The sequence below is a fragment of the Vibrio sp. NC2 genome, from assembly GCF_025195005.1.
GTDB lineage: Bacteria > Pseudomonadota > Gammaproteobacteria > Enterobacterales > Vibrionaceae > Vibrio > Vibrio splendidus.
The window spans coordinates 27,512-50,050 of record NZ_JANVFC010000017.1 but is presented as its reverse complement, the minus strand read 5'-3'; the positions used below and the strand labels follow the sequence as shown (position 1 = coordinate 50,050).

Sequence of the window (22,539 nt, the reverse complement as noted above, 5' to 3'; positions counted from 1 at the left end):
ATAGACACATCTTGTGTTGTTGATAAGGCCATATACATTCTCATCTCTCTCGTAGCGACTCAGCTTGGTATTCACGTATTGGGCTAAGTATATAGTCGATAACTCGGCGCTTATCCGTTTTGATTTCAGCAACAACGGACATACCAGGCGTTAGCTCGACGCTTTCTCCGTTAATTAAGATATTGTTATTGATGAGTTTAACTTGGGCTGGGAAAACAAGCCCTAGACGTTCATCCGTGGTCGAATCACGAGAAATACTTAACAACTCCGCTTCGATAGTGCCGTAGCGAGTATATGGAAACGCATCTACTTTTACGGTCACTGACTGTCCGGGATAAACAAAACCTACATCTTTGTTGAGAATCTGTATCTCTGCTTGCTGAACGGAATTTCCAGGGACAATAATCATCAAGTTTTGTGCAGGTTGAAGTACCGCGCCTAGCGTGTAAATGCTGAGTTGCTGCACCGTGCCATCGACAGGGGAGCGGATTATTTCTAATTGTTCACGCTCACGAACTTTAGATAACTCCTGAGCTAACCCAACCAACTGCAACTTTGCTTGCTTTCGTTTCTCAAGCCACTCTCTTTGCTTTTGTGCTTTGAAACCAGTTAACCTCTCTTCAAGGCTGTGATATTGGGATTTCAAAACCTCTAATTCAGCTCGCTGCTGAGACACTTGACGCTGAACCTCCAGTAGCTCTTTTTCTTGCTCTAGATACTCTACGTGTCCAATGACTTTTATTTGATTCAGCGTTTTTCGTGCCGCGAGTCTTTGGCTAATATTTTCGGTCAACTGAATTAAAGCGTTGATATCGCTTTGACGGGCTGCCTGTGATGCATTGTTGACGTGCATTTCTGCCTTGATACTTGCAAGAGTCGACTCGTACTCGCGTTTCTCGCTAAGGTGGTTTTCATTAATTAATGTCTGCTGTGCCGATGGTAAGGTCGAAAACAGAAGGTCTTTAGAGAGTGGAAGGCCACTGTTCAGAGATCGGTAGCGAACTAACTCATTTGTCTGATATTCGGATTGAGTGATGAGACGTGTAATATCTTGATTAATGCCTAGGGTGTCGAGAGTAAGAAGTGGCGCGCCTTTATCAACTCGCTGCCCGTCCTTAACGTGAATGGAGAGGACTCTACTTTGTTCATAAGATTGAATTACTTGTGAACGTCCAGAGACAACGAAACGCCCGGTTGCTGTCGCTTGTACGTCCAGTTTTCCCCAATACGCCCAAAGCAATACCGCCATTACCCCTAGGCTAAGAGTGATTGCCGTTAAACGAGCAAATGGTGAAGGAGGGCGCTGTGACAAAGCGAGGTGTGCAGGCAAAAATTCGTAGTGGTTCTCTGCGGCTTGGTTGAACTTGAATCTAGCCAAGAATTGCTTGATTACGCTTTTCATGCGTTTGAATCCTCTTGTTTGAGCTCTTGTTGAAGTTGCCACAACTGTTTGTACTGTTTACCCAACGTTAATAATTGTTGGTGGCTGCCTTGCTCGACGATACTCCCTTGGTGAAGAACAATAATTCGATCACAATCTCGTACGGTGGATAATCGGTGAGCGATAGTAATGACCGTTCGGCCCTTTGCGATGTTCGCCATATTGGATTGAATCAACGCCTGTGATTCATCGTCAAGAGCACTAGTAGCTTCATCTAAAATAATGATTTTGGGGTTAGAAAGCAGAGTTCGTGCAATCGCGAGCCGTTGCTTCTGCCCGCCAGAAAGAGATTGCCCGCCTTCGGCTAATATCGTGTCATAGCCAATTGGGAGCTTCATAATAAACTCGTGGGCTCCAGAGAGCTTCGCCGCTTCGATAACCTCTTCTAAGCTTGCCTCAGGTTTTGATTGGGCAATATTCTCGCAAACGCTTTTGTTAAATAAATAGTTTTCTTGCAGCACTATGCCGATTTGTTGGCGCAGTTGCTGAATACTAATTTGATTCAGTGGAGTGTCATCAACCGTGATTAACCCTTGCTCTGGGTTGTATAGTCGCAGTAATAATCGAGCTAAGGTGCTTTTCCCAGAACCAGATGTGCCGACAACGCCTAAGGTTTCTCCTGCTTGTATATCCAAAGATAAATTATGGAGAGTAGGAGGGGTATCAAGTTGGTAACGAAACAGAACGTTTTTGAAAGAAATAGCCCCTTGCATTGTCACCATGTCGTTACCTGTATGTTGTTCTACCGGCAAATTGAGCATGTCTCCTAATTTCTCTAACGCTACGCGGGTTTGAATAAACTGCCCCCATAGTTCGACCATACGAGATAAGGGTTGAGCGATGTGATTCGTCATCATGTTGAAGGCAATGAGTTGGCCAATAGTCATCTCCAATGACAATACTTCAGTTGCTCCTAGCCATAAAATACCGACACTGGTTACCTTCTGTATAAGTTGAACAGCATGATTAGAGCGATTGTTGATTTGTTGGACTACGTATCCAGTAGAAACCATTTTTTCTGTTTGTTCGTCCCAACGGCGAACAAAGCGTGGCTCTACAGCTAAGCTTTTTAGAGTTTCACTGCCAGCCACTGTTTCTGTTAGAAATGAGGTGTTTGCAGCAGCATGTGTAAATTGCTCTTCTACCGCTGTTTGCATTCGAGGCGTAAGCCACCAAGCGAGCAATACATAAAGAGGAATGGTTGCAATAAATAACCATGTGAGGGTCGACGAAAGTAAGCTCATTACGTAGAGGAAGACAAACATGAACAAGAACTCGACAGTTAAAGTGAACATAGAGCCTGTCAAAAATTCTCGTACGGTATCGAGCTCACGCACTCGAGTTACGATAGCGCCTACTTGGCGTGTTTTGAAGAACATCAAAGGAAGGCCAAGTAAGTGCTTTACTAATTTAAGCCCCAATTGAATATCAATTCTATTGGCTGTGTGCGCATATTGATATTCGCGCAAGCCGCGAAGTATAACCTCTACAATGCCAGTGATCACAAGCCCTATCACAAGCACGTCAAGGGTTGACCAAGCTTGATGTACAAGCACTTTATCCATCACAACCTGAAAAAATAGCGGTGAGATTAAGGCGAGTATTTGCAATACAAAAGAAAACAAAAAAATTTCCCCGAGTATTCTTTTGTGTTGCAAAAACTCAGGAATGAACCAGGTGATATCAAAACGTGATTGAGGTTGTTTTATTTCAAGCCAACTTTTGTTCCATATCGAGTTTATTTTATCATAGGGAATAACTTCAGGAGATTCTTTATTAGGGTTTTGTATTAAACAAGATTCTTTATTAGCTTTAGCTAAAATAAATGGTAAGCCTTGAGCATCAAATAGAATAACAGGTGTTGTTATATTGTTAATTTTTTTTGTTTTTGAGCGTTTAATTACAACATTAACTTTGTTGTTTATTTGTATTTTCTTTAATTCATCGTTGAAGTTTTTTGATTCTTCAGTTGTGTTCTTTATATTAGTTATGTCTTTTTTTACGCCTAAAATACTTAAGTATAGGTTTATACACTTCAGGGTTAGAACTTCATTTTGTGTCATTATTTAAGCTTCATTGCTGATTTTTATGATGTTTAAAAAAGGGCGGCATAGTATCAGCACCTTAGAAACTCTTCAAATTTATATTTACTAATAAGAAAAATAAAACATGCAACATTTTTCTTGGAAAATGCATTGTTTATTTTTTTTATTATGATAATGAGGTTTTTAAGTTTTTCAATTAATAGAATATATACTCTAAAACAAAAATAAAAGTAAGTTGATTCAAGTTTTTTTGAGGTGTAAAATTAATTTATAAAACGCAACTAATTCTTATTTTGTGTTTTTCTATTTTAATAATAGTTGTTTCCAAGGCTAATCAAGCCGTTGTATATAATTAATCGGGTTTAATTTATGACAGAAAAGTTTGTTCAAACAGTATCTAGTGTTAATTACAATAAAGGTGTTTTCTCTCTTTATTTCGTAGGTCAAGATCAAAACAATATGGCTAGCGGCGTAATGGCTGAAAATGATGGTGACCTCGAACTTAAACAAGTCGTTCATATGCCAGCTTCTGGTTTTATGTATATGGTCTCAATGGTTAAAAATATGCTCGAAGATCCTCGCATGTCGGCAGAATTTGACAAGCTAGTTGCAGCAGGTTTTTTACCTTCAGACGAGCCTAATGTTGAGCAGACTGAAGAAGTGCAGACAGAAGAAAAACCTGCGCCAAAGAAGAGAGCTTCTAAAGCTAAATAATAGCTGTATTCGGTGATATAGAGCCTATGTCTATTACACATCAATCAGCAAATCTTACCTTAGCTCAAATTAAAAATTTAATTGGTGGGGTGATGTTGTTAAGTCAGCATTCTCCTCTCCACAGCCGATACGTTGTTGCTGAATGGCAGCAGCGCATTATGCCGGCGTTTGAGCTAAACCAGTTTTGCTATTACGAAGATGAACAAGGTCGCCCAATTGCATTTTGTAATTGGGCGTTTTTGTCTGAGCAGAGTCGAGATGCACTGCTATCAGGGAATCGAGAAATCTCTTTATCTGACTGGAGGTCCGGTCAGCATATTTATATTCCAGAGATGATAGCGCCATTCGGGCATGGTCGAGAGGTCGTAAATGACCTTCGACGCCGTGTATTCCTTCCGTGGAAGGGGCAGAAAGTTTGCACTGTCCGCGGCAAGGTCGATGTTCAAAATGATCGCTGTATCAGAAAAGTACAGTGGTTTTCTATTTAACCCAAATTTAGAGTTTTTTTTATGGGAAAACCATTTTGGAGAAGTGTTGAATACTTCTTTACAGGGAACTATTCCGCCGATGAAGGTAACAACAACATTGTTGCTATCGGTTTTGGCGGCGAAATACATGCTCGTGGAGGTGATGATCACGTCACTGTCGGTTCTATTGGGGCGACGGTTTATACGGGTAGCGGAAATGATACGGTAGTAGGTGGTGCGGCATATCTAAGAGTAGAAGACTCTGTTGGCAACCTAAATGTAAAAGGTGCTGCCGGGTACGCGGACATTAACAAAAGTGGCGATGGAAACGTTTCATTCGCTGGCGCTGCTGGCGGAGTTTCTATTGATCATCTAGGTAATCGCGGTGACGTAAACTATGGCGGTGTTGCTGCATATAATGGGATAACCCGTAAAGGCCTAAGTGGTAATGTGACATTTGGTGGTGCTGGTGGCTATAACAGCCTTTGGCATGAAACAAACCAAGGTAACTTATCTTTTACTGGAGCTGGGGCTGGTAACAAACTTGATCGAACTTGGTTCAATCAATACCAAGGCTCTCGCGGTAATGTGACGTTTGATGGTGTTGGCGCTGCTAACAGTATTAGCTCACGAGTAGAAACGGGTAATATCACTTTCCGTGGTGCTGGTGCCGATAACCATCTCGTTCGAAAAGGTAAAGTCGGTGATATAACATTGCAGGGTGCGGGCGCATCAAACCGTATTGAACGTACGCGACAATCGGATGATGTCTATGTGGAAACACGTGGCAACATTCGCTTTGAAGGTGTTGGCGGATACAACAGTATCTATTCTGATGTGGCACACGGTGATATCCATTTCTCTGGAGGCGGGGCTTACAACAAGATTACCCGTAAAGGGTCTGGTAACGATTTCAAAGACGAAGGGTTAGCCAATGCCAATGCCGATGAGATCGTTCTGACTACTGCACAAATGCATGGGTTATCGATTGGTAATGGGAATAAGTTCCATTCTGTTAAGGCAATAAAATCAGAACGAGAGGCAAATACTTACTTGTTTGCTATCGCTGATGGTACTTACACCAAAATTAATAAAATTCGTCTCTATAATGACTCGGAAACTGGAAATCTTAAGTACTACTCAGAAGCTTGGTATAAGCGTGGAAATCATTTAACTAGCCTTGCTCGATCCGATGTTTCTGGTTCAGGTGGATTTGAGTCAAATCCAATCAATGGCGGCTACACCCTATCTAATATCGAACTCGAACATCAACAAGTGTTTACGATTCATGCTATTGAGAAAGACCTGACTGAATATGAATGGGTTACATACGCAAACGGTGCCTTAATCGATGCTGAAGATGTTGTTTTGGCCGATGCAAAAATGGGTGGCCATGCTATTTCTACAAATGGCACAACAGTTGATGTTAAAGGTGTTAAGTCAAATCGCAAATCAAACACGTATGTATATGCGAAAGTGCTTGGCCCTTATACAAAAATTGTGGTGGTTGAATTAGCGAATGATTCAGAAACTGGCGAGTTAAAGTACCAGGCCCGTTCTTGGTACAAAGAAGGTAATTACACCGGAAATTTGGCCAATGAGGATATTTCGTCAGCAAATGGTTATCACTCAATGGGTCGAGGTGGATATTCGCTGAGTGATCTTCAGTACAGTGTAAATGCGGTAAGAAGTACTAGCGAAACGGTCGCAGATATTGACGAGTACAATGAACAAGCATTGATCAAACCTGCTACAGATACCGGTGAAAGCTCAGGAGATGTGCGTTTTAATGGTGTTGGTGGTGGTAACGTCATCAAATCCAATGTTACCCGCGGTGATGTTCATTTTAATGGTGGAGGGATTGCCAACGTTATCCTTCACAGCTCTAAGTTTGGTGATACTGAATTTATTGGTGGTGGCGCGGCTAACGTTATTGTTAAAAGTGGCGATGAAGGCGATCTCACTTTCCGTGGTGCTGGCTTGGCTAACGTATTAGTCCATCAGAGCAAGCAAGGCAAAATGGATGTCTATGCAGGCGGTGCGGTCAATGTATTGGTTCGTATTGGTGATGGCGAATATTTAGCTCACTTACTTGCTTATGGCAATATTTCAGTTCACAAAGGTAACGGTAATAGTCGTTTGACTATGCTAGGCGGCTACAACACGCACACCCAAATTGGTTCTGGCAACGGGCTGTGGTTAGCGGTCGGTGGCTTTAATGTCATGACACAGGTTGGTAAGGGTGACATCGCATCTGTACTTGTCGGTGGCGCGAATGTCATGACTAAAGTGGGTGACGGTGACCTCACGGCAGGTATGCTTGGTGGTGCCAATATCATTACTCATATTAGCGGTGATGATACGGCCTCAAATACGACCGCAGTCGCACTTGGTGGTGCAAATATCCTAACCAAAAAAGGCAATGGCAATGCGCTTGCCGTTATGGGAGGAGGCGCTAACGTACTTACACATATTGGTGATGGCTCGACAACTGGCGTAATGGTTGGTGGGGCGAACATTCTAACCAAGGTGGGCGATGGTGATACCACTGGCATTATGTTGGGTATTGGTAACGTACTGACTCATGTCGGCGATGGCCAAACAATTGGCGTAATGGGTGCTGCGGGTAATATCTTCACCAAAGTAGGCGACGGCACTTCAATAGCCGCTATGATCGGCGTAGGCAATATCTTCACTCACGTTGGTGAAGGCAACGCGTGGGCGCTAATGGGTGGCCTAGGCAATGTATTTACCAAGGTTGGTCATGGTGATGCATTAGCGCTTATGGTCGCGGAAGCCAATGTCTTTACGCATATTGGTGACGGTACAACAGTCGCGTTAATGGTGGCGAAAGGTAATATCGCAACCAAAGTGGGCAATGGTACTTCGATAGCCGCTATGGTAGGTAACGCAAATATATTCACTCAGGTGGGTAACGGCAGCACGTTTGCTGCAATGCTTGGCCAAGCCAATATCATGACTAAAGTGGGTAATGACCTAACTGCTGCATTAATGATCGGTAAAGCGAATATCTATACTCACGTTGGTGATGGCACAAGCTTAGGTTTATTTGCTGGCGAACTAAACGTGATGACGAAAGTGGGTAATGGAACAACCTTAGCCGCGATGTTTGGTAAAGCAAACATTATGACTCACGTAGGAGATGGTCTTACTGGCGTACTAGCCCTTGGTGAAGCGAATATCATAACGAAAGTCGGTGATGACTTCATGGGTGTTGTCGCAGCTGCGAAAGCAAACGTAGTGACCCATGTTGGTGATGCAACAACCGCAGCTGTGTTGGCGGGTAAAGGTAATATCTTAACCAAAGTTGGTGAAGGAACCACCGTTGGTTTACTGATATCAAAAGTGGGTAATGTCATGACCCATGTGGGTGATGGTACGACTATTGGTTTGGCGAAAGGTAAAGCTAACATCATCACAAAAGTGGGCGATGGATTAGGCGTTAACGTGGCCTGGGGACAAGCAAATATCTTCACTCACGTCGGTGACGGTGATCGATACAACTTCGCCAAAGGTGAAGCGAACATCATTACCAAAGTAGGTGATGGCCAAGAAGTTTCTGTGGTTCAAGGTAAGGCGAATGTCATTACTCACGTCGGTAATGGCGATGATTACACGGGAGCTTGGGGCAAAGCGAATATCATTACGAAAGTGGGTGATGGCCGTAATGTTGTTTTAGCGAAAGGTGAAGCGAACATCATTACTCAAGTGGGTGACGGAGATAGCTTCAACGCACTTTGGAGCAAGGGCAATATTGTCACTAAAGTCGGTGATGGTATGCAGGTCACGGCGGCGAAAGGTAAAGCTAACATTACGACAACCGTGGGTAATGGCCTGAGTGTAACGGCGGCCTATGGTGATGCGAATATCAACACCAAAATTGGTGACGGTATTTCAGTTAACGTTGCATGGGGCAAATATAACGTCAACACCAAAGTGGGTGACGGTCTAAATGTTGCGGTGATGAAAGGCAAAGCAAACGTGAATATTCACGTAGGTGATGGCTTAGGGATTAACGCTTCTTATGCCAGAAATAACGTTGCTATCAAAGTGGGTAACGGTGATTTCTATAGCCTAGCCGTCGCGTCAAGTAACACGAGCAGCAATAAGCTTTCCGCACTGTTTGATAATATTAAACAAACTCTTCTTGGAGTGGGTGGCAGCCAAGCGATTAATTACCTAGTTCAAGGTGATGAAGCTTCGTCATCAGGAATTCAGAAAGGGCGAGGTGCTATTTCAACGCCTGAAATCACGAAACTTGATGGTTTCGCTCTGGATGAAATCGAAGAGGTAGGTTCCGATCTAGGAGACGGGCTAAGTGGAAGCGTGACTAACGTTGAAACGCCTGATCTCAGCAGCATGGAAAATGAACTCAACATCGAAGAGTCTTCAGATCAAGCGCAAGCACCTAACCTGATAGTTAATGGCGATTTTGAACAAGGTGGCGACGGTTGGGAATCTACTCATGGCGTAGAAGCATCATATTCAAGTAGCGCTTATGGCGTAAGTGGCGAAGGCCATGGCTCACGTGTAACAGAGCTAGATACTTATACTAATACAAGTCTTTCTCAAGATTTAACGGATTTAGCGGAAGGTGAAGTCATTGCGGTTAGCTTTGATTTTGCGAAACGTGCAGGCATTTCAAGCAATGAAGGCATAGAGGTTCTCTGGAACGGTGATGTTGTATTCTCAACCTCTGGCGATGAAGCAGCTTGGCAACAAAAAACACTTAAGTTGACTGCAAATTCTGGCAGCAACCGAATAGAATTCAAAGGCACAGGCCATAATGATGGGTTGGGCTATGTTTTAGATAATGTGGTGGCGAAATCTGAAACGTCACACCAAGCTAATGCTGTTGCCGATAATGCGGAACAAAATCAAGCTGCAAAAAATGCAATGTCTGACAAAGAACGAGCGGAAGCCGATCGCCAGCGTTTAGAGCAAGAAAAGCAGAAACAACTTGAAGCTGTATCAGGTTCTCAGGCTCAATTAGAATCAACCGATCAAGAAGCATTAGAGAGTAATGGTCAAGCGCAGCGCGACGCTGTGAACGAAGAGTCTAAAGCGGTAACTAAAGATTTAACGGCAATGGCTCAAGGCCTTGATGCACTTGACAACAAAGCTGAGTATACGGGAGTGTCTGGTGATCATTGGCGCGATCGTTTTGCTGGTGGTCTTCTAAAGGATGTACAAACCCAATTAGACAATGCCAAAGATGTGTCTGGCGAGCAGATCGCCGATGCGAAACAGGCTCATAAAGACAACCAAAAGAACGTCAACGATTCGGTGGCTAAATCAGAAGCAGGCGTTGCGAAAGGCGAAGATAATCGTTCTAGTGCAGAGCAAGATATTGCGGACGCTAAAGCCGATGCTGATGCACGTAAAGCAGAAGCGACCACGAAAACCAATGAAGCTAAACAAGCGGAATCGAATGCCAATAATTCAGCTAGAGACGCTGAAGAACGTGGTAATAGTGATGCAAGAAATGCTGAAAATAAAGCAAATCAAGCACAAGCGGACGCGAAAGGTTCTAAGCAAAATGAAAGTGACCGTCCTGATCGTCAAGGTGCCTCTGGCAGCGGCTTATCTAATGAAAGTCACTTTACTCAAAGTGAAGAGACAACCAGTAGCGATGTCGACACGGTAAATCCACAGAGTGCCGACGGTCGATTCAGTGAAGGATTAACCGATCAAGAACAAGAAGCGTTAGACGGTGCGGTACAAGCCGTAAATCGACTACAAATCAACGCAGGCATTCGTTCTAAAAATACCGGAAGCTCAGTCACTTCTCTGTTCACTGAGAGCAATGCCGATAGCATTGTGCTGCCAACTACGCACTCTCAGGATGTGGCTCGAAAAGAGATCCGTATTTCAGGGGTTAATCTTTACGGGTTGGGCGAAACGGCTGATGTTTCAGCTTCGATAACGAAAAACGTAGACGGTTTTAAATTCTCATTACTTGGTCCTGACGATGTGAGATTTGTCGACTCGACTAAGAGACATCTTGGCAAACTTTCAACTGATTTACCTAGCAAAGAGCTGAAAGCTGTCAGAAGTCACATTCAGTCAATTCAGCGTATTCCATCTGAAAGTAACCTTGCTGTATTAGAGCTAGCTGTTGAACAATGGCAGCAAAATAATCCGAAAGAATTTGCTCAACGCGGTGAGATGGTTAAGACACTTCAGTTTGAAATTGTGTCGTTGCAAAGCCATATTCAGAAAAACCGTTCGAAGGATGCAGGTATCTTTGGTATTGCAATCGATCCAAAATCTGTCGAAGCGTTTGAGTCTAAGGTCGTGTTTGATGGTGTTGGCCGTGTAATTGGTTTAGTTGAACCTCTAGCTGATGCCCAAATTAATAGCTTAAAGTCTCTTGAAGTGGTTTCTCCGACTCTGACGAATTCAACATCGGACAGAGAAACGGCAAAAACTGAAAGTGAGAGTATTGTTGAGTTTATTTATAAATTAGGTCAGGTAGAGAGTACAGAAACCTCTACGAGTGAAATAAACAAGTTAGCAGAGCAAGCTAAGACGCTATGGATGAGCGGTAATGTGACTCAAGACAGCGCCGTTAAGCTGTTTACGGAAGCTAATGACAAGCTTGCTGCGCACCCTAAACTTCAAGTTTTGGCAAGCAAGTTGCTTTTTGATGCAAAGAAAGAAAAAGAAATAGGTCAGTACTTTGATAACTTGTTTGGACGCCGTTTTGATTCTGAAATAGCTCATGAGTTGGTAAAAACACCGACAGATAAAGCGATTAATACTTCAGCTCAAATCGGGAATAGCTTAGTTAATGATTTCGACGAGTGGATGCATAGCCTGTTACCGGACGCGGCGGATGATGCCCTGAGAGCTGAGCGAATCCAGACAAAAATGGAAGAATTTGCCCAAGCGATAGCTCAAGATGAGCGACCATGGTTTAGCCGAGTACCTACCTTAACTCAATTCTTAGATACACCGAGCCATGCCAACTTCAAGACCATGATGACACAGGTTGATGATGGTTTCGGAGTGATTAAAGTTCCTTTCCTTGCTGTAAAAATGGCAATTACCCCTGGCTTGGGGATGGAAATGGCTCCGTGGAAAGCTGAAGGCGATCGTTTTTATCAAAATGTGATCACCAAAGCTCGCTCAACCAATACAGTAATCTCATCAGGGGTTGATGGTGAAAACCAAGTTAACCTTATTGAAAAGAAAACCAGTGATTATGGTACAGCGCTTCATTACCAGCCGAAGGGTGATACTTACGATGACTTTAAAGAAGGTCGTAGTGTTGCGGATGGTCGAATTCTTAACCCGGGCAAAAAGACAACCTTTGAAAGCAATGCGTTGAATAATGGTCTCTCGGTAGTGACGGGCGCGTCGGGTTCAACCAATATCATGACCCACTTGAACCAATATATTGCGAGTAAGAATCCAGGATTCTCTGTTGATCAAGCGTATCTGAATACATTGTCTTTCCTAGTCTTTGACGGCGGTCACTCAGTCAACGAGAGTCTTGCTGTGTACAAGGCTCTTCAGGAAACGGGAGATGATCGCAAAGCTGTACTGGAAAGCTATACCGCTAATTATCAGGATCTGATAGATCTAGTTGATGATAGCTCGAAGGGCACAGTGCGTGATGCGTTGGACAACGCCTTGGGTAAAACTCTTGAGTTCTACAAAGAGCACGCAAACTCCGCATCAAACGAGTTAGAAGCTCTTGGTGGTAAGCGTAAACCTATTTCAGAACGGAACAAAGAAAACGTAGCGATTGAAAATGATGGTACGCCACCGCGCGACAAAGAGTCTCTTAGCCCGTTAACTCGATTCCTAAACAATGAGTTGTTCGGAACTAAAGATGCTCGTCGTAAGGTTGATGATATCACCGAAACATTGCTAGGGTTTGCTGTCGAAAAAGGCGAGTCTCAAAAAGTGACTCTGAAAGGTGAAGCTGGTCGTTTGTCAGGATACTTCCATAAGGGGGCTAAAGCATCTGAAGGCGAAGAGAGTGTTGGGAACGGTAAAGTAGTGCTGTTCCTACACGGTTCTGGTTCATCCTCAGAAGAACAAGCGAGCGCGATTCGCAGTCATTATCACAAGCAAAATATTGATATGTTGGCTGTTAACATGCGTGGTTATGGCGAAAGCGACGGTGGGCCGAGTGAAAAAGGTCTCTATCAAGATGCCCGTACTATGTTCAAGTATCTCGTGAATGATAAGGGTATAGACCCAAGTAACATTATTATTCACGGGTACTCTATGGGCGGTCCGATTGCGGCTGATCTCGCGCGTTTCGCTGCTCAAAATGGTCAAGCTGTTTCGGGCTTGTTATTGGATAGACCAATGCCGAGCATGACCAAAGCGATCACTGCGCATGAAGTGGCGAATCCGGCAGGAATTGTTGGAGCTTTGTCTAAAGCGGTCAATGGCCAGTTCTCCGTAGAGAAAAACTTGAAAGGTTTACCGAAAGATACGCCGATCATGCTGTTAACTGATAATGAAGGTTTAGGCGGTGAAGGTGAGAAGCTTCGTGCCAAGCTAGCGGTATCTGGCTTTAATGTGACCGGTGAGCAAACCTTCTATGGCCACGAGGCGAGTAATCGCTTGATGAGCCAATACGCTGAGCAAATCGTATCTGGTTTGTTTGACGCAGACCGCGTATCAGCGGATGCCAGCGACGTACTAAAAGGCATCAAAAACGACCTTTCTCGCTACGGTGAAGCACTAAAACCAGACACAACGGTGCCAGGTAAATCAAAAGACATTCGCACTACCAAAGATTTCTTGAATGGTTACAAAATTGACCATGCGAAAGATATTGTGGAAGGTTTTAGACCTGATATGAATATCAAGCAGTTAGTGGACCTATTGGTCGAAGGTAACTGGAGTGCAGAACAGAAAGGTGCGCTTGCTTGGGAAGTCGAAAGCCGAGGTTTGAAGGCAACGTTCCAAGCTAAATCGGAGAAGCATAATCGCTTATTCCGTGACGTGGCGTCTTCAGGAGTCACTGACGCTAAAGCCAGTGAACAACTTGCTCCTCAATTGTTGTTATTGAATTTATCAAACGATGGGTTTGGTGGCCGTTGTGATCCGCTATCTAAGCTGATACTTGTCGCTAAACAGCTAGAAAGCGATGGTCAGGTTGGCGTGGCGAGAAAGCTGTTAGAAAAGATGTATTCAACAGCTGCAGTCTTAAGTAACCCTACGCTCTATTCGGAAACGGAGAGGGCAAACGCCAGTAAGCTAATGGATAGCCTTGCAGCGATCCATACTAAAAACCCAATGCATGATACTTCTATGAAAGTATGGCAAGAGAAGCTTGAGGGTAAGAAAGCTCTAACGGTTACGGGTGTAATTGAAAAGATCACAGACGTTTCAGTTGACAACAAGCCTGTCTTATTAGAGTTAGATGCTCCTGGTCATGCAATGGCTGCTTGGGCAAAAGGTGATGGAGAAAATCGTGTTTACGGTTTCTATGATCCGAATGCAGGTGTTGTAGAGTTTTCATCAAAAGACAAGTTTAGCACTTATTTAACTCGCTTCTTTGGTAAGTCTGATTTGGATATGGCTCAACGTTACAGACTACCAAAAAATGATGTTGGAGAAGCTATTTTCAACCGTGTTGTGGTGATGGACGGCAATACGTTAGCTACTTACAAGCCTACATTAGGTGACAAGACGACATTGCAGGGAATTCTTGATTTACCTGTCTTTGACGCAACACCAATTAAGAAGTCAACAGAAGTAAAAGTAACGGACCTTGAATCGTTAGGAAACAAGACAAAATTAGTCGTTGATTTGTCTACCATTATGACGAAGCAAGAGTTGAAAGATGGCGGTAAAGTCTTTGCTAAACCGATTGGTGCTTCTTATCAAGCCATCTTGGATCAAGTTGAATTAGTGCATAGTTCTATTGGTCGAGATCAGGTGGGGGCGAGTTTTGAACTGAACAAGCAGATCAATAATTATTTGGCCGAACATCCAACCTCTGGACGTAACCTTGCGTTGACGACATTGAAAGAGCAAGTAAACACGGCGCTGTTCAGTGGCAAGATGAAAGTAACCCAAGAGAGCATTGATGCTATTGCACAGACGCGAACTGATTTGGCCGCTCGTATTTATGTTGTTGCTATGGAAGAAGCAAATGGCGAGCATGTTGGCCTAACGGACATGATGGTGCGCTGGGCTAATGAAGACCCATACTTATCGCCAAAACAAGGTTATGCAGGAGAAACTCCGAGTGACTTGGGCTTTGACGCGAAGTATCACATCGAGCTTGGTGAACAGTATTCTGACTTTAAACTATGGTTAGAAAAGTCACAGTCTGCTGACTTGCTTAGCAAAGCTGTTTTGGATGAGGCAACAAAAACCGTTCACCTTGGCTATAGCTATCAGGAGCTGCAGGATTTGACGGGGGTTGAGTCGGTACAAATGGCTTTCTACTTCTTGAAAGAAGCCGCTAAAAAGTCTGACTCAACGACCAGTGATTCCGCTGAAATGATATTGCTGAAAAAATTCGCTGATCAAGGCTATATATCTCAGCTTGAGACAGATCGTATGGATCACATTGAGGGTATATATCGCAGCAGTCATGAGACCGACGTTGACAATTGGGATCGCCGTTATTCTGGTGCTGGTTATGATGAGTTAAGCGACAAGCTTGCGGGTGCGAACGGCGGTGTTGAAGAACAATTGTCAGTACTTCTCAAAGAGCGCAAAGGCCTCTTAATTGGAGAAGTTCATGGAAGCGATGTGAATGGTCTGCGCTTTGTTAATGAACAAATGGACGCGCTCAAAAAGCAAGGTGTGACAGTCATCGGCTTAGAGCATCTTCGTTCCGACCTTGCCCAACCACTGATCGACAACTATTTGTCCACAGGCATTATGTCTAGTGAGTTGAGTGCAATGATCAAAACTAAGCATTTAGATATTACGTTGTTTGAAAACGCCCGTGCTAACGGGATGCGTATTCTTGCTCTAGATGCAAATAGTACAGCGCGACCTACAGTTCAAGGTACAGAGCATGGCTTGATGTACCGTGCTGGTGCTGCGAACAACGTTGCCGTCGATGCATTGCAAGCTCTTCCTGATGGCGAAAAGTTTGTCGCTATCTACGGGAAAGCGCACTTGCAGTCACATAAAGGCATCGAAAGCTTTGTTCCAGGTATTACCCATCGTTTAGGGTTGCCGGCACTTAAAGTGAGTGCCTCGGATCAGTTTGTCATCGAACAAGATGATAAGACTTTACGCACTGTCTACGATGATGTGGCGAGCAAACCTAAGATTGATTTCCGAGCAAGCTTAAATGGCTCGGATGACACGGTTAAAAACAAAGACGTTAACAGTTGGGAACGCCTCATCGTATCCCCTCAATCTGACGGTGGTGAAACGCGTTTTGACGGTCAAATCATTATTCAAATGGAGAATGATTCTTCGGTTTCCAAAGCAGCTGAAAATTTAGCAGGCAAACATCCAGATAGTACCGTGGTTGTTCAGCTAGACTCAGACGGTAATTATCGTGTGGTTTACGGTGACCCGTCTAAGTTACCTAAAGACAAGTCAACTGGACAATTACGTTGGCAACTAGTTGGTCATGGTCGTGATGAATCTGAAAACAATAATACTCATCTAAGCGGTTACAGCGCAGATGAGTTAGCCGTGAAACTAGCAGCGTTCAATCAAGCGTTTAGTGAAGCTGAAAATGTCAAGGCTAGCCCTGATCATATTAGTGTAGTCGGTTGTTCGTTAATCAGTGATGACAAACAAAATGGCTTCGGAAGACTTCTTATTCAATCGATGGGTGACAACGATATCCGTAGCGATGTTTCTGTCCGTAGCTCAGAAGTTGCTGTTGACTCGAATGGTCGTAAACATACCCATGACGAAAATGGTCATTGGGTACAAAAAGAGAAAAGCAACAAAGTGACACTTAGCTGGGATGAACAAGGCGAAGTGACCGAAAAACATGAACGTATAAGAAATGGTATCGCAGAAGGAGACATCGATCTTTCTCGCGTAGGTACCAGCGACGTTGATGAGACCGCTCGCGGCGCAATTGCTGAAAACAGTGATGTGTTCAATGCACCAGAAAAACGCAAGAATGATACTGAGTCCTCATCATCTGGTAGCAGTAAGAGCAAGCTCAGCTATTCTGGCAATATCCAAGTTAATGTCGGTGATGGTGAATTTACTGCAGTTAACTGGGGCACTTCGAACGTTAGCATTAAAGTCGGCACTGGTGGCTTTAAATCTCTCGCTTTTGGTGACAACAACGTGATGGTTCACGTTGGTGACGGAGAAAGTAAACACAGCTTTGATATTGGCGGATATCAAGCTCTAGAAGGCGCACAGATGTTCATCGGTAATCGTAATGTGAGCTTCAATTTGGGGCAAAGCAACGATCTTATTGTGATGATGGATAAATCAATTCCTACGCCTCCTCTGGTTAATCCGTTTGACGGCGCCTCTCGAATCTCTGGTGTGTTAAAAAGCATAGCGAGTTCAGGTGAAGGTCAAGATTGGTTAGCTGCTCAAGAGCAGCAGTGGACATTATCTGGGGCTAAAAAGTTCGTTAAAGATATGTCTGGCTTAGATCAGAGTAGCAGTGTTGATTACACAAGCTTGGTTGACTTGGATTCTCAAAATGAACGCAGTAGCCGCGGCTTGAAAAATGACGCTGAAGCGACGTTAAACAAGCAATACAACCAGTGGTTAGGCGGAAATGATAACTCTGACTCAAGTAAAATGAGTCGTGCAGATAAGTTCCGTCAAGCGAATGAGAAGCTAGCGTTTAACTTTGCTGTTGGTGGCCAAGGTGCTGATATTCAAATGACGACGGGTAACTGGAACTTTATGTTCGGTGATAATATTCAGTCGATTCTTGATACCAATTTGGGTTCGTTGTTTGGTCTTATGACTCAACAATTTTCCACAACGGGGCAAGCTAAAACAACGTTTACTTACAGCCCCGAGGATCTTCCTCGTCAGTTAAAAAACAAGCTTCTAGGCCAACTTGCCGGTGTAGGTGCAGAGACGACGCTAGGTGATATCTTCGGTGTGGATTACACAGCTGCAGGGCATATTGTGTCTCGTACTGGCGAATCAGTAGATGGTGTCGCAATCCTAAAAGAAATGCTGGAAGTTGTTGGTGAGTTTAGTGGCGATCAATTACAAGCCTTCGTTGACCCAGCTAAGTTGCTAGACAACCTAGAGTCGGGCGTCAATATGGGTGCTGACGGCATTAAGACGTTCGCAGAAACACACGGCTTGAAAGAAAAAGCACCGGAAGAGGAAGAAGATAATTCATCCGTTTCTGTTAATGGCACTAATGTCGCTGGAGCTCAGGATAACGGCGATGCAATAACGGCAGATAGCTCCGCTAAAGAAGATCGTGCATTTGGTTTTAATTCGCTAAATCTACCTAATTTGTTTGCGACTATTTTCAGTGAAAATAAGCAAACAGAAATGAAGTCGCTGGTGGAAAACTTAAAAGAAAACCTGACGGCTGATCTACTGAATATGAAGGAGAAAACATTTGATTTCCTTCGTAATAGCGGTCACTTGCAAGGTGATGGAGACATCAACGTTTCTTTAGGCAATTACAACTTCAACTGGGGTGGTGATGGTAAAGATCTCGGCGCGTACCTAGGAGATAACAATAACTTCTGGGGTGGTCGAGGTGATGATGTCTACTATGCGACAGGAACATCTAATATCTTTACCGGCGGTGAAGGCAATGATATGGGTGTGCTAATGGGACGTGAAAATATGATGTTCGGTGGCGAAGGCAATGATACAGCCGTCGTTGCTGGACGAATCAATCACGTGTTCTTGGGCGCGGGTGATGATGAGTCGTTTGTCTTTGGTGAAGGTGGCGAAATTGACACTGGAACTGGCCGTGATTATGTCGTCACATCTGGTAACTATAACCGTGTTGATACAGGCGGCGACCAAGACTACTCAGTTACGATTGGTAATAATAACCAAGTTGAGTTGGGGGCTGGTAATGACTTCGCCAATGTCTTTGGCAATTACAACCGTATCAATGCTAGTGGCGGCAATGATGTTGTTAAGTTAATGGGTTATAACGCGGTGCTCAACGGTGGCGAAGATGATGATCACCTAATTGCTGCTGCGCTTTCTAAGTTCAGCCAGCTCAATGGTGGCGAAGGAAGTGACGTGATGGTACTTGGTGGATTCCAAAATACCTTCAAGGGCGGCACTGGCGTAGATAGCTTTGTTGTAAGTGGTGACGTCATTGACAACCTCGTTGAAGACATTCGCAGCGAAGACAACATTGTTTTCAATGGGATTGACTGGCAGAAATTGTGGTTAGAACGCAGTGGCTATGATCTTAAATTGTCGATACTGCGCGATCCTGAAAGTGATACTGACCAAGCCAAGTTTGAACACATTGGTTCTGTCACTTTCAATGATTACTTCAATGGTAACCGTGCGCAAGTTGTTGTGGCGATGGGAGATCAAGGCACATCCCAAGATGATACTGTGTTGTCCAATAATGCGGTTGATGCATTAGTTCAAGCTATGAGCGCTTTTGAGCCTCAGGCTGGTGATAATGGCTTTATCGATAACCTTGATAGTAAATCTCGCGTTGCGATTACAACAGCATGGTCCGATGTATCTAAAGGGAACAGTGTTATTTCGTAGCAAATAACCTCTACTTTAGGTAAATAATATGAGCCGTCTTCTTTTGAAGACGGCTTTATTAATTCAGTACACTTACTTTCCCTTTCGCTACCAATTGATCTCGAACCGAGTCATACGCCCAGTTGAACGCTATCGCGTAAAGTACGAAGAAAATAACTAGGCCGATGTCCATGATCAGTACGGTTAGGAAGTCGAGTTGTAGAACCCACATCAAGACAGGTAGAGTCACTGTCATTAAGCCAAGCTCAAAACCTAATCCGTGCAGGACACGTGTTTTCGTGGTTCTTTTGCTTCGGTCTGCTCCGTAAATTTTGTCGTAACCATAGTTGTAAACGTAGTTCCAAGCCATCGCTATCAATGATATTGCGAGTGCTAAGCCTGCCATTTCACCTGCGCCGTTTCCTGTAATATAGGTTGCAAGCCCTGCCATCAAAACCAAAGCAACCAATTCAAATAGCACCATGTGCAACATGCGTTCTTTATGTGACATTTTTCTAACTCTCTTTACGATTAAATAGCCGCCGATGGGCTAATGACTTGGCTAGATAATATCTACTTAAGTGATAATATAAAGATAGTTAGCATCACATCTTGTGATAGTAAGCTTTGGGAGAAACCGAATGTACAACATTGAACAGCTGAAAATGTTTGTGTATGCCGTTGAATTAGGTTCATTTTCTGCCAGTGCTCGTCATTTGGGTAAGGTGCAGTCGGCGGTGAGCCAAGGCATCAGTAATCTTGAAATAGATTTTAATGTTGAGCTTTTTGATCGTTCGACTCGAAAGCCTTCATTAACCAAAGCGGGCGAGCAGTTATTTAAACAGGTGAAAGCGATCGTGCTGCAGGTTGAAGATCTGAATGTGACGGTTAGTGCGATGGGTAGCGGTGAAGAGGGGCTCATCAAAATTGCTTTAGATGATTCATTATTGGTCCCGAACCTATCTAAGATCCTTAGTCAGTTCAGTAAACAGTTCCCTGCGACGGAAGTCGAACTGGTTGCGTGTACCACGACAGAGGTCAATCCGTTGATTATCGAAGAGAGAGCCGACATTGGATTAATGTTTACCAATTTGGCTTTTGATGTAGGTTCTGAGCCATGCTTTATCGGTCACTTACCGTTTATTGCTGTGTGTCATCCAAGTCATGCGCTCGCAAAAACAGGTGTGGCGAAACTCACTGACTTACTCCCGCATCGTCAGTTAATGTTGAGGGGAGACAAAGGCAAGGTGATGGATCAGTTTCCGCTGATTGCCGGAAAGGTATGGTGGTCAAACAGCTTTATTGTGATCAAAGAGATGGTACTTGGCAGCGATATTGGCTGGGCATACTTACCCAAGCACCTTGTCGAAGAGGAGCTGAATAAGCAGCGTTTAGTGGAGATTAATGTCTCATTCGATCACAAAACGTGGTCGCCGCCCGTTGATCTTGTTCTGTCTAAAACACGCTCGAAAGGCCCAGCATTGCTTTGGCTTGAACAAGCATTGAAAGGCTTATTAGACGAAACTGAATAAAGAAAAGGCTCACCGCTTAGCGTGTGAGCCTTTCTGTTCAAAGTGATGCTACTTTTTGTTAGCTCTAGATGTAGAGGCTAGACGCTAGGTTTAACCGTCTGACCGTTGTAGTACTTGTCTTTCATCTTAAGCGCCACGTTCACTAGGTAAATCAACACAGGTACTTCAATCAGTGGACCGATAACACCGGCAAACGCTTGGTCTGAGTTGATACCGAATACAGAGATTGCTACGGCAATCGCTAGCTCGAAGTTGTTACCCGTCGCTGTGAATGCAATTGATGCGTTCTTGTCGTATTCAATACCCATCTTCTTACCAATGAAGAAGCTGATGAAGAACATTGCTGTGAAGTAGATAGTCAGTGGAACCGCAATCAACAATACGTCCATTGGCAGCTCAACAATCATCTCGCCTTTTAGGCTGAACATCAGAACGATAGTGGCCAGTAGTGCAATCAGTGTGATTGGAGAGATGCGTGGAATAAACACATCGTTGTACCACTGCTCGCCTTTCATCGACACAAGGATCTTACGGCTCAAGAAGCCCGCTAGGAATGGGATACCTAGGTAGATAAGTACACTGTGTGCAATATCGATCATCGAGATATCAACCATCATGCCTTCGTAACCGAATATCGGTGGTAGAACGCTGATGAATAACCACGCCATAAAGCTGTAGCTCACCACTTGGAATGCACTGTTTAGAGCAACCAATGCCGCGCCGTACTCTTTGTTACCGCCGCCGATGTCGTTCCAAACCAGAACCATCGCCACACAGCGAGCAAGACCAATCAGAATGACGCCGACCATGTAACCTGGGTGGTCACCCAAGAAAGTCAGTGCCAATACAAACATCAGAATAGGCCCAACAAGCCAGTTCATGATCAAAGATAGCTTGATCGCTTTCTTATCTTTTACCACGGTGCCTAGTAGGTTGTAGTTAACCTTAGCCAGAGGTGGGTACATCATTAAGATAAGGCCAATCGCAAGCGGAATGTTGGTGGTACCAACAGACATAGATTCGTTCCACTGCTCGATCTGTGGGAATAGGATGCCAAGCAGTACACCAAGACCCATGGCAATAAAGATCCACAGCGTTAAGTAGCGATCTAGAAAACCTAATTTTGGCTTCATGATATTTTCTCTTTGGTTGATATCGTTAATCGTCGAAAAGCGATATTAAAAAACAAAAAAATACGCTTAGTTTATTCTGTATTCGACAAACTAAGCGTGGTTAATCTATTTTAAAATGGTGTCGATAAGCGATTCAAATTGCTGAATATTATCTCGGTTAATGCGATAGCACATCTTCGGTGGTATCGATTCAGCAGTGATGAAGCCTGAGGTTTTCAAGATTCTTAGGTGCTCTGATACGGTTGATTGTGCCAAACCTAATTCGCTAACTAAATCACTGTTCAAGCAGCCGCCCGATTTTTCTAACGTTGAAAGGATACTCAATATACGAACTCTTGCCGGGTGAGCGAGCGCTTTCGCTAGAGTTGCCATTTGCTTTTCAGCTTCGGCATCACCATGTCCGATTGGCAGAGCACTGCCACCAGTTGTAGAGCAAGTTTCGTTCATATTGATGTTTCGCTTTCCATAATCGTTAAATGACGATTAATAGTAAGCCCATTTTATATAAGGGTCAATGTGATCTTTCAATTTGCTTCTAAATTGGATGTCAAAATCCAT

At 43.9% G+C, this 22,539-nt stretch carries 9 protein-coding genes; 4 read left to right on the top strand and 5 right to left on the bottom strand.

The annotated features are described in order from the left end of the window. Positions 1–40: 40 nt before the first annotated feature. Both NX845_RS18115 and NX845_RS18110 read right to left on the bottom strand, forming a co-directional pair. Positions 41–1,402, bottom strand: coding sequence for an HlyD family type I secretion periplasmic adaptor subunit (locus tag NX845_RS18115; protein ID WP_004732228.1), 1,362 nt, complete (start codon positions 1,400–1,402; stop codon positions 41–43). Next, complete coding sequence (locus NX845_RS18110; protein ID WP_104214806.1) at positions 1,399–3,504, bottom strand: peptidase domain-containing ABC transporter; 2,106 nt, start codon at positions 3,502–3,504, stop codon at positions 1,399–1,401. The genes NX845_RS18115 and NX845_RS18110 overlap by 4 nt, the downstream gene beginning before the upstream one ends. Before the next feature lie 351 nt (positions 3,505–3,855). Here NX845_RS18110 and NX845_RS18105 point away from each other — a divergent pair, with 351 nt between their 5' ends. Genes NX845_RS18105 through rtxA form a run of 3 tightly spaced genes read left to right on the top strand, consistent with a single transcriptional unit; the run spans position 3,856 to position 19,337 of the window. Then, positions 3,856–4,200: a hypothetical protein gene (locus tag NX845_RS18105; RefSeq protein ID WP_004732223.1), complete on the top strand. Its 345-nt coding sequence runs from the start codon at positions 3,856–3,858 to the stop codon at positions 4,198–4,200. A gap of 26 nt (positions 4,201–4,226) precedes the next feature. Then, positions 4,227–4,688, top strand: coding sequence for an RTX toxin-activating lysine-acyltransferase RtxC (rtxC, locus tag NX845_RS18100; protein WP_017078533.1), 462 nt, complete (start codon positions 4,227–4,229; stop codon positions 4,686–4,688). A gap of 21 nt (positions 4,689–4,709) precedes the next feature. Next, positions 4,710–19,337 carry an MARTX multifunctional-autoprocessing repeats-in-toxin holotoxin RtxA gene (gene rtxA / locus NX845_RS18095; RefSeq protein ID WP_260257040.1) on the top strand — a complete coding sequence of 4,876 codons (14,628 nt, stop codon included), beginning with the start codon at positions 4,710–4,712 and terminating at the stop codon, positions 19,335–19,337. 58 nt (positions 19,338–19,395) lie between these two features. Here rtxA and NX845_RS18090 read toward each other — a convergent pair whose 3' ends face one another. Continuing rightward, positions 19,396–19,827 (bottom strand): PACE efflux transporter, encoded by a 432-nt coding sequence (locus tag NX845_RS18090; protein ID WP_102498100.1) that lies wholly within the window; start codon positions 19,825–19,827, stop codon positions 19,396–19,398. Between the two features lie 130 nt (positions 19,828–19,957). On the opposite strand from NX845_RS18090, the gene NX845_RS18085 reads away from it, so the two are divergent. After that, positions 19,958–20,848: a LysR family transcriptional regulator gene (locus tag NX845_RS18085; RefSeq protein WP_260257039.1), complete on the top strand. Its 891-nt coding sequence runs from the start codon at positions 19,958–19,960 to the stop codon at positions 20,846–20,848. 77 nt (positions 20,849–20,925) lie between these two features. On the opposite strand, the gene arsB is transcribed toward NX845_RS18085, so the two are convergent. Next, complete coding sequence (gene arsB / locus NX845_RS18080; protein WP_046223233.1) at positions 20,926–21,981, bottom strand: ACR3 family arsenite efflux transporter; 1,056 nt, start codon at positions 21,979–21,981, stop codon at positions 20,926–20,928. A 105-nt stretch (positions 21,982–22,086) separates the two neighbouring features. Then, positions 22,087–22,428: a helix-turn-helix transcriptional regulator gene (locus NX845_RS18075; RefSeq protein WP_065682613.1), complete on the bottom strand. Its 342-nt coding sequence runs from the start codon at positions 22,426–22,428 to the stop codon at positions 22,087–22,089. Positions 22,429–22,539 lie beyond the last annotated feature (111 nt).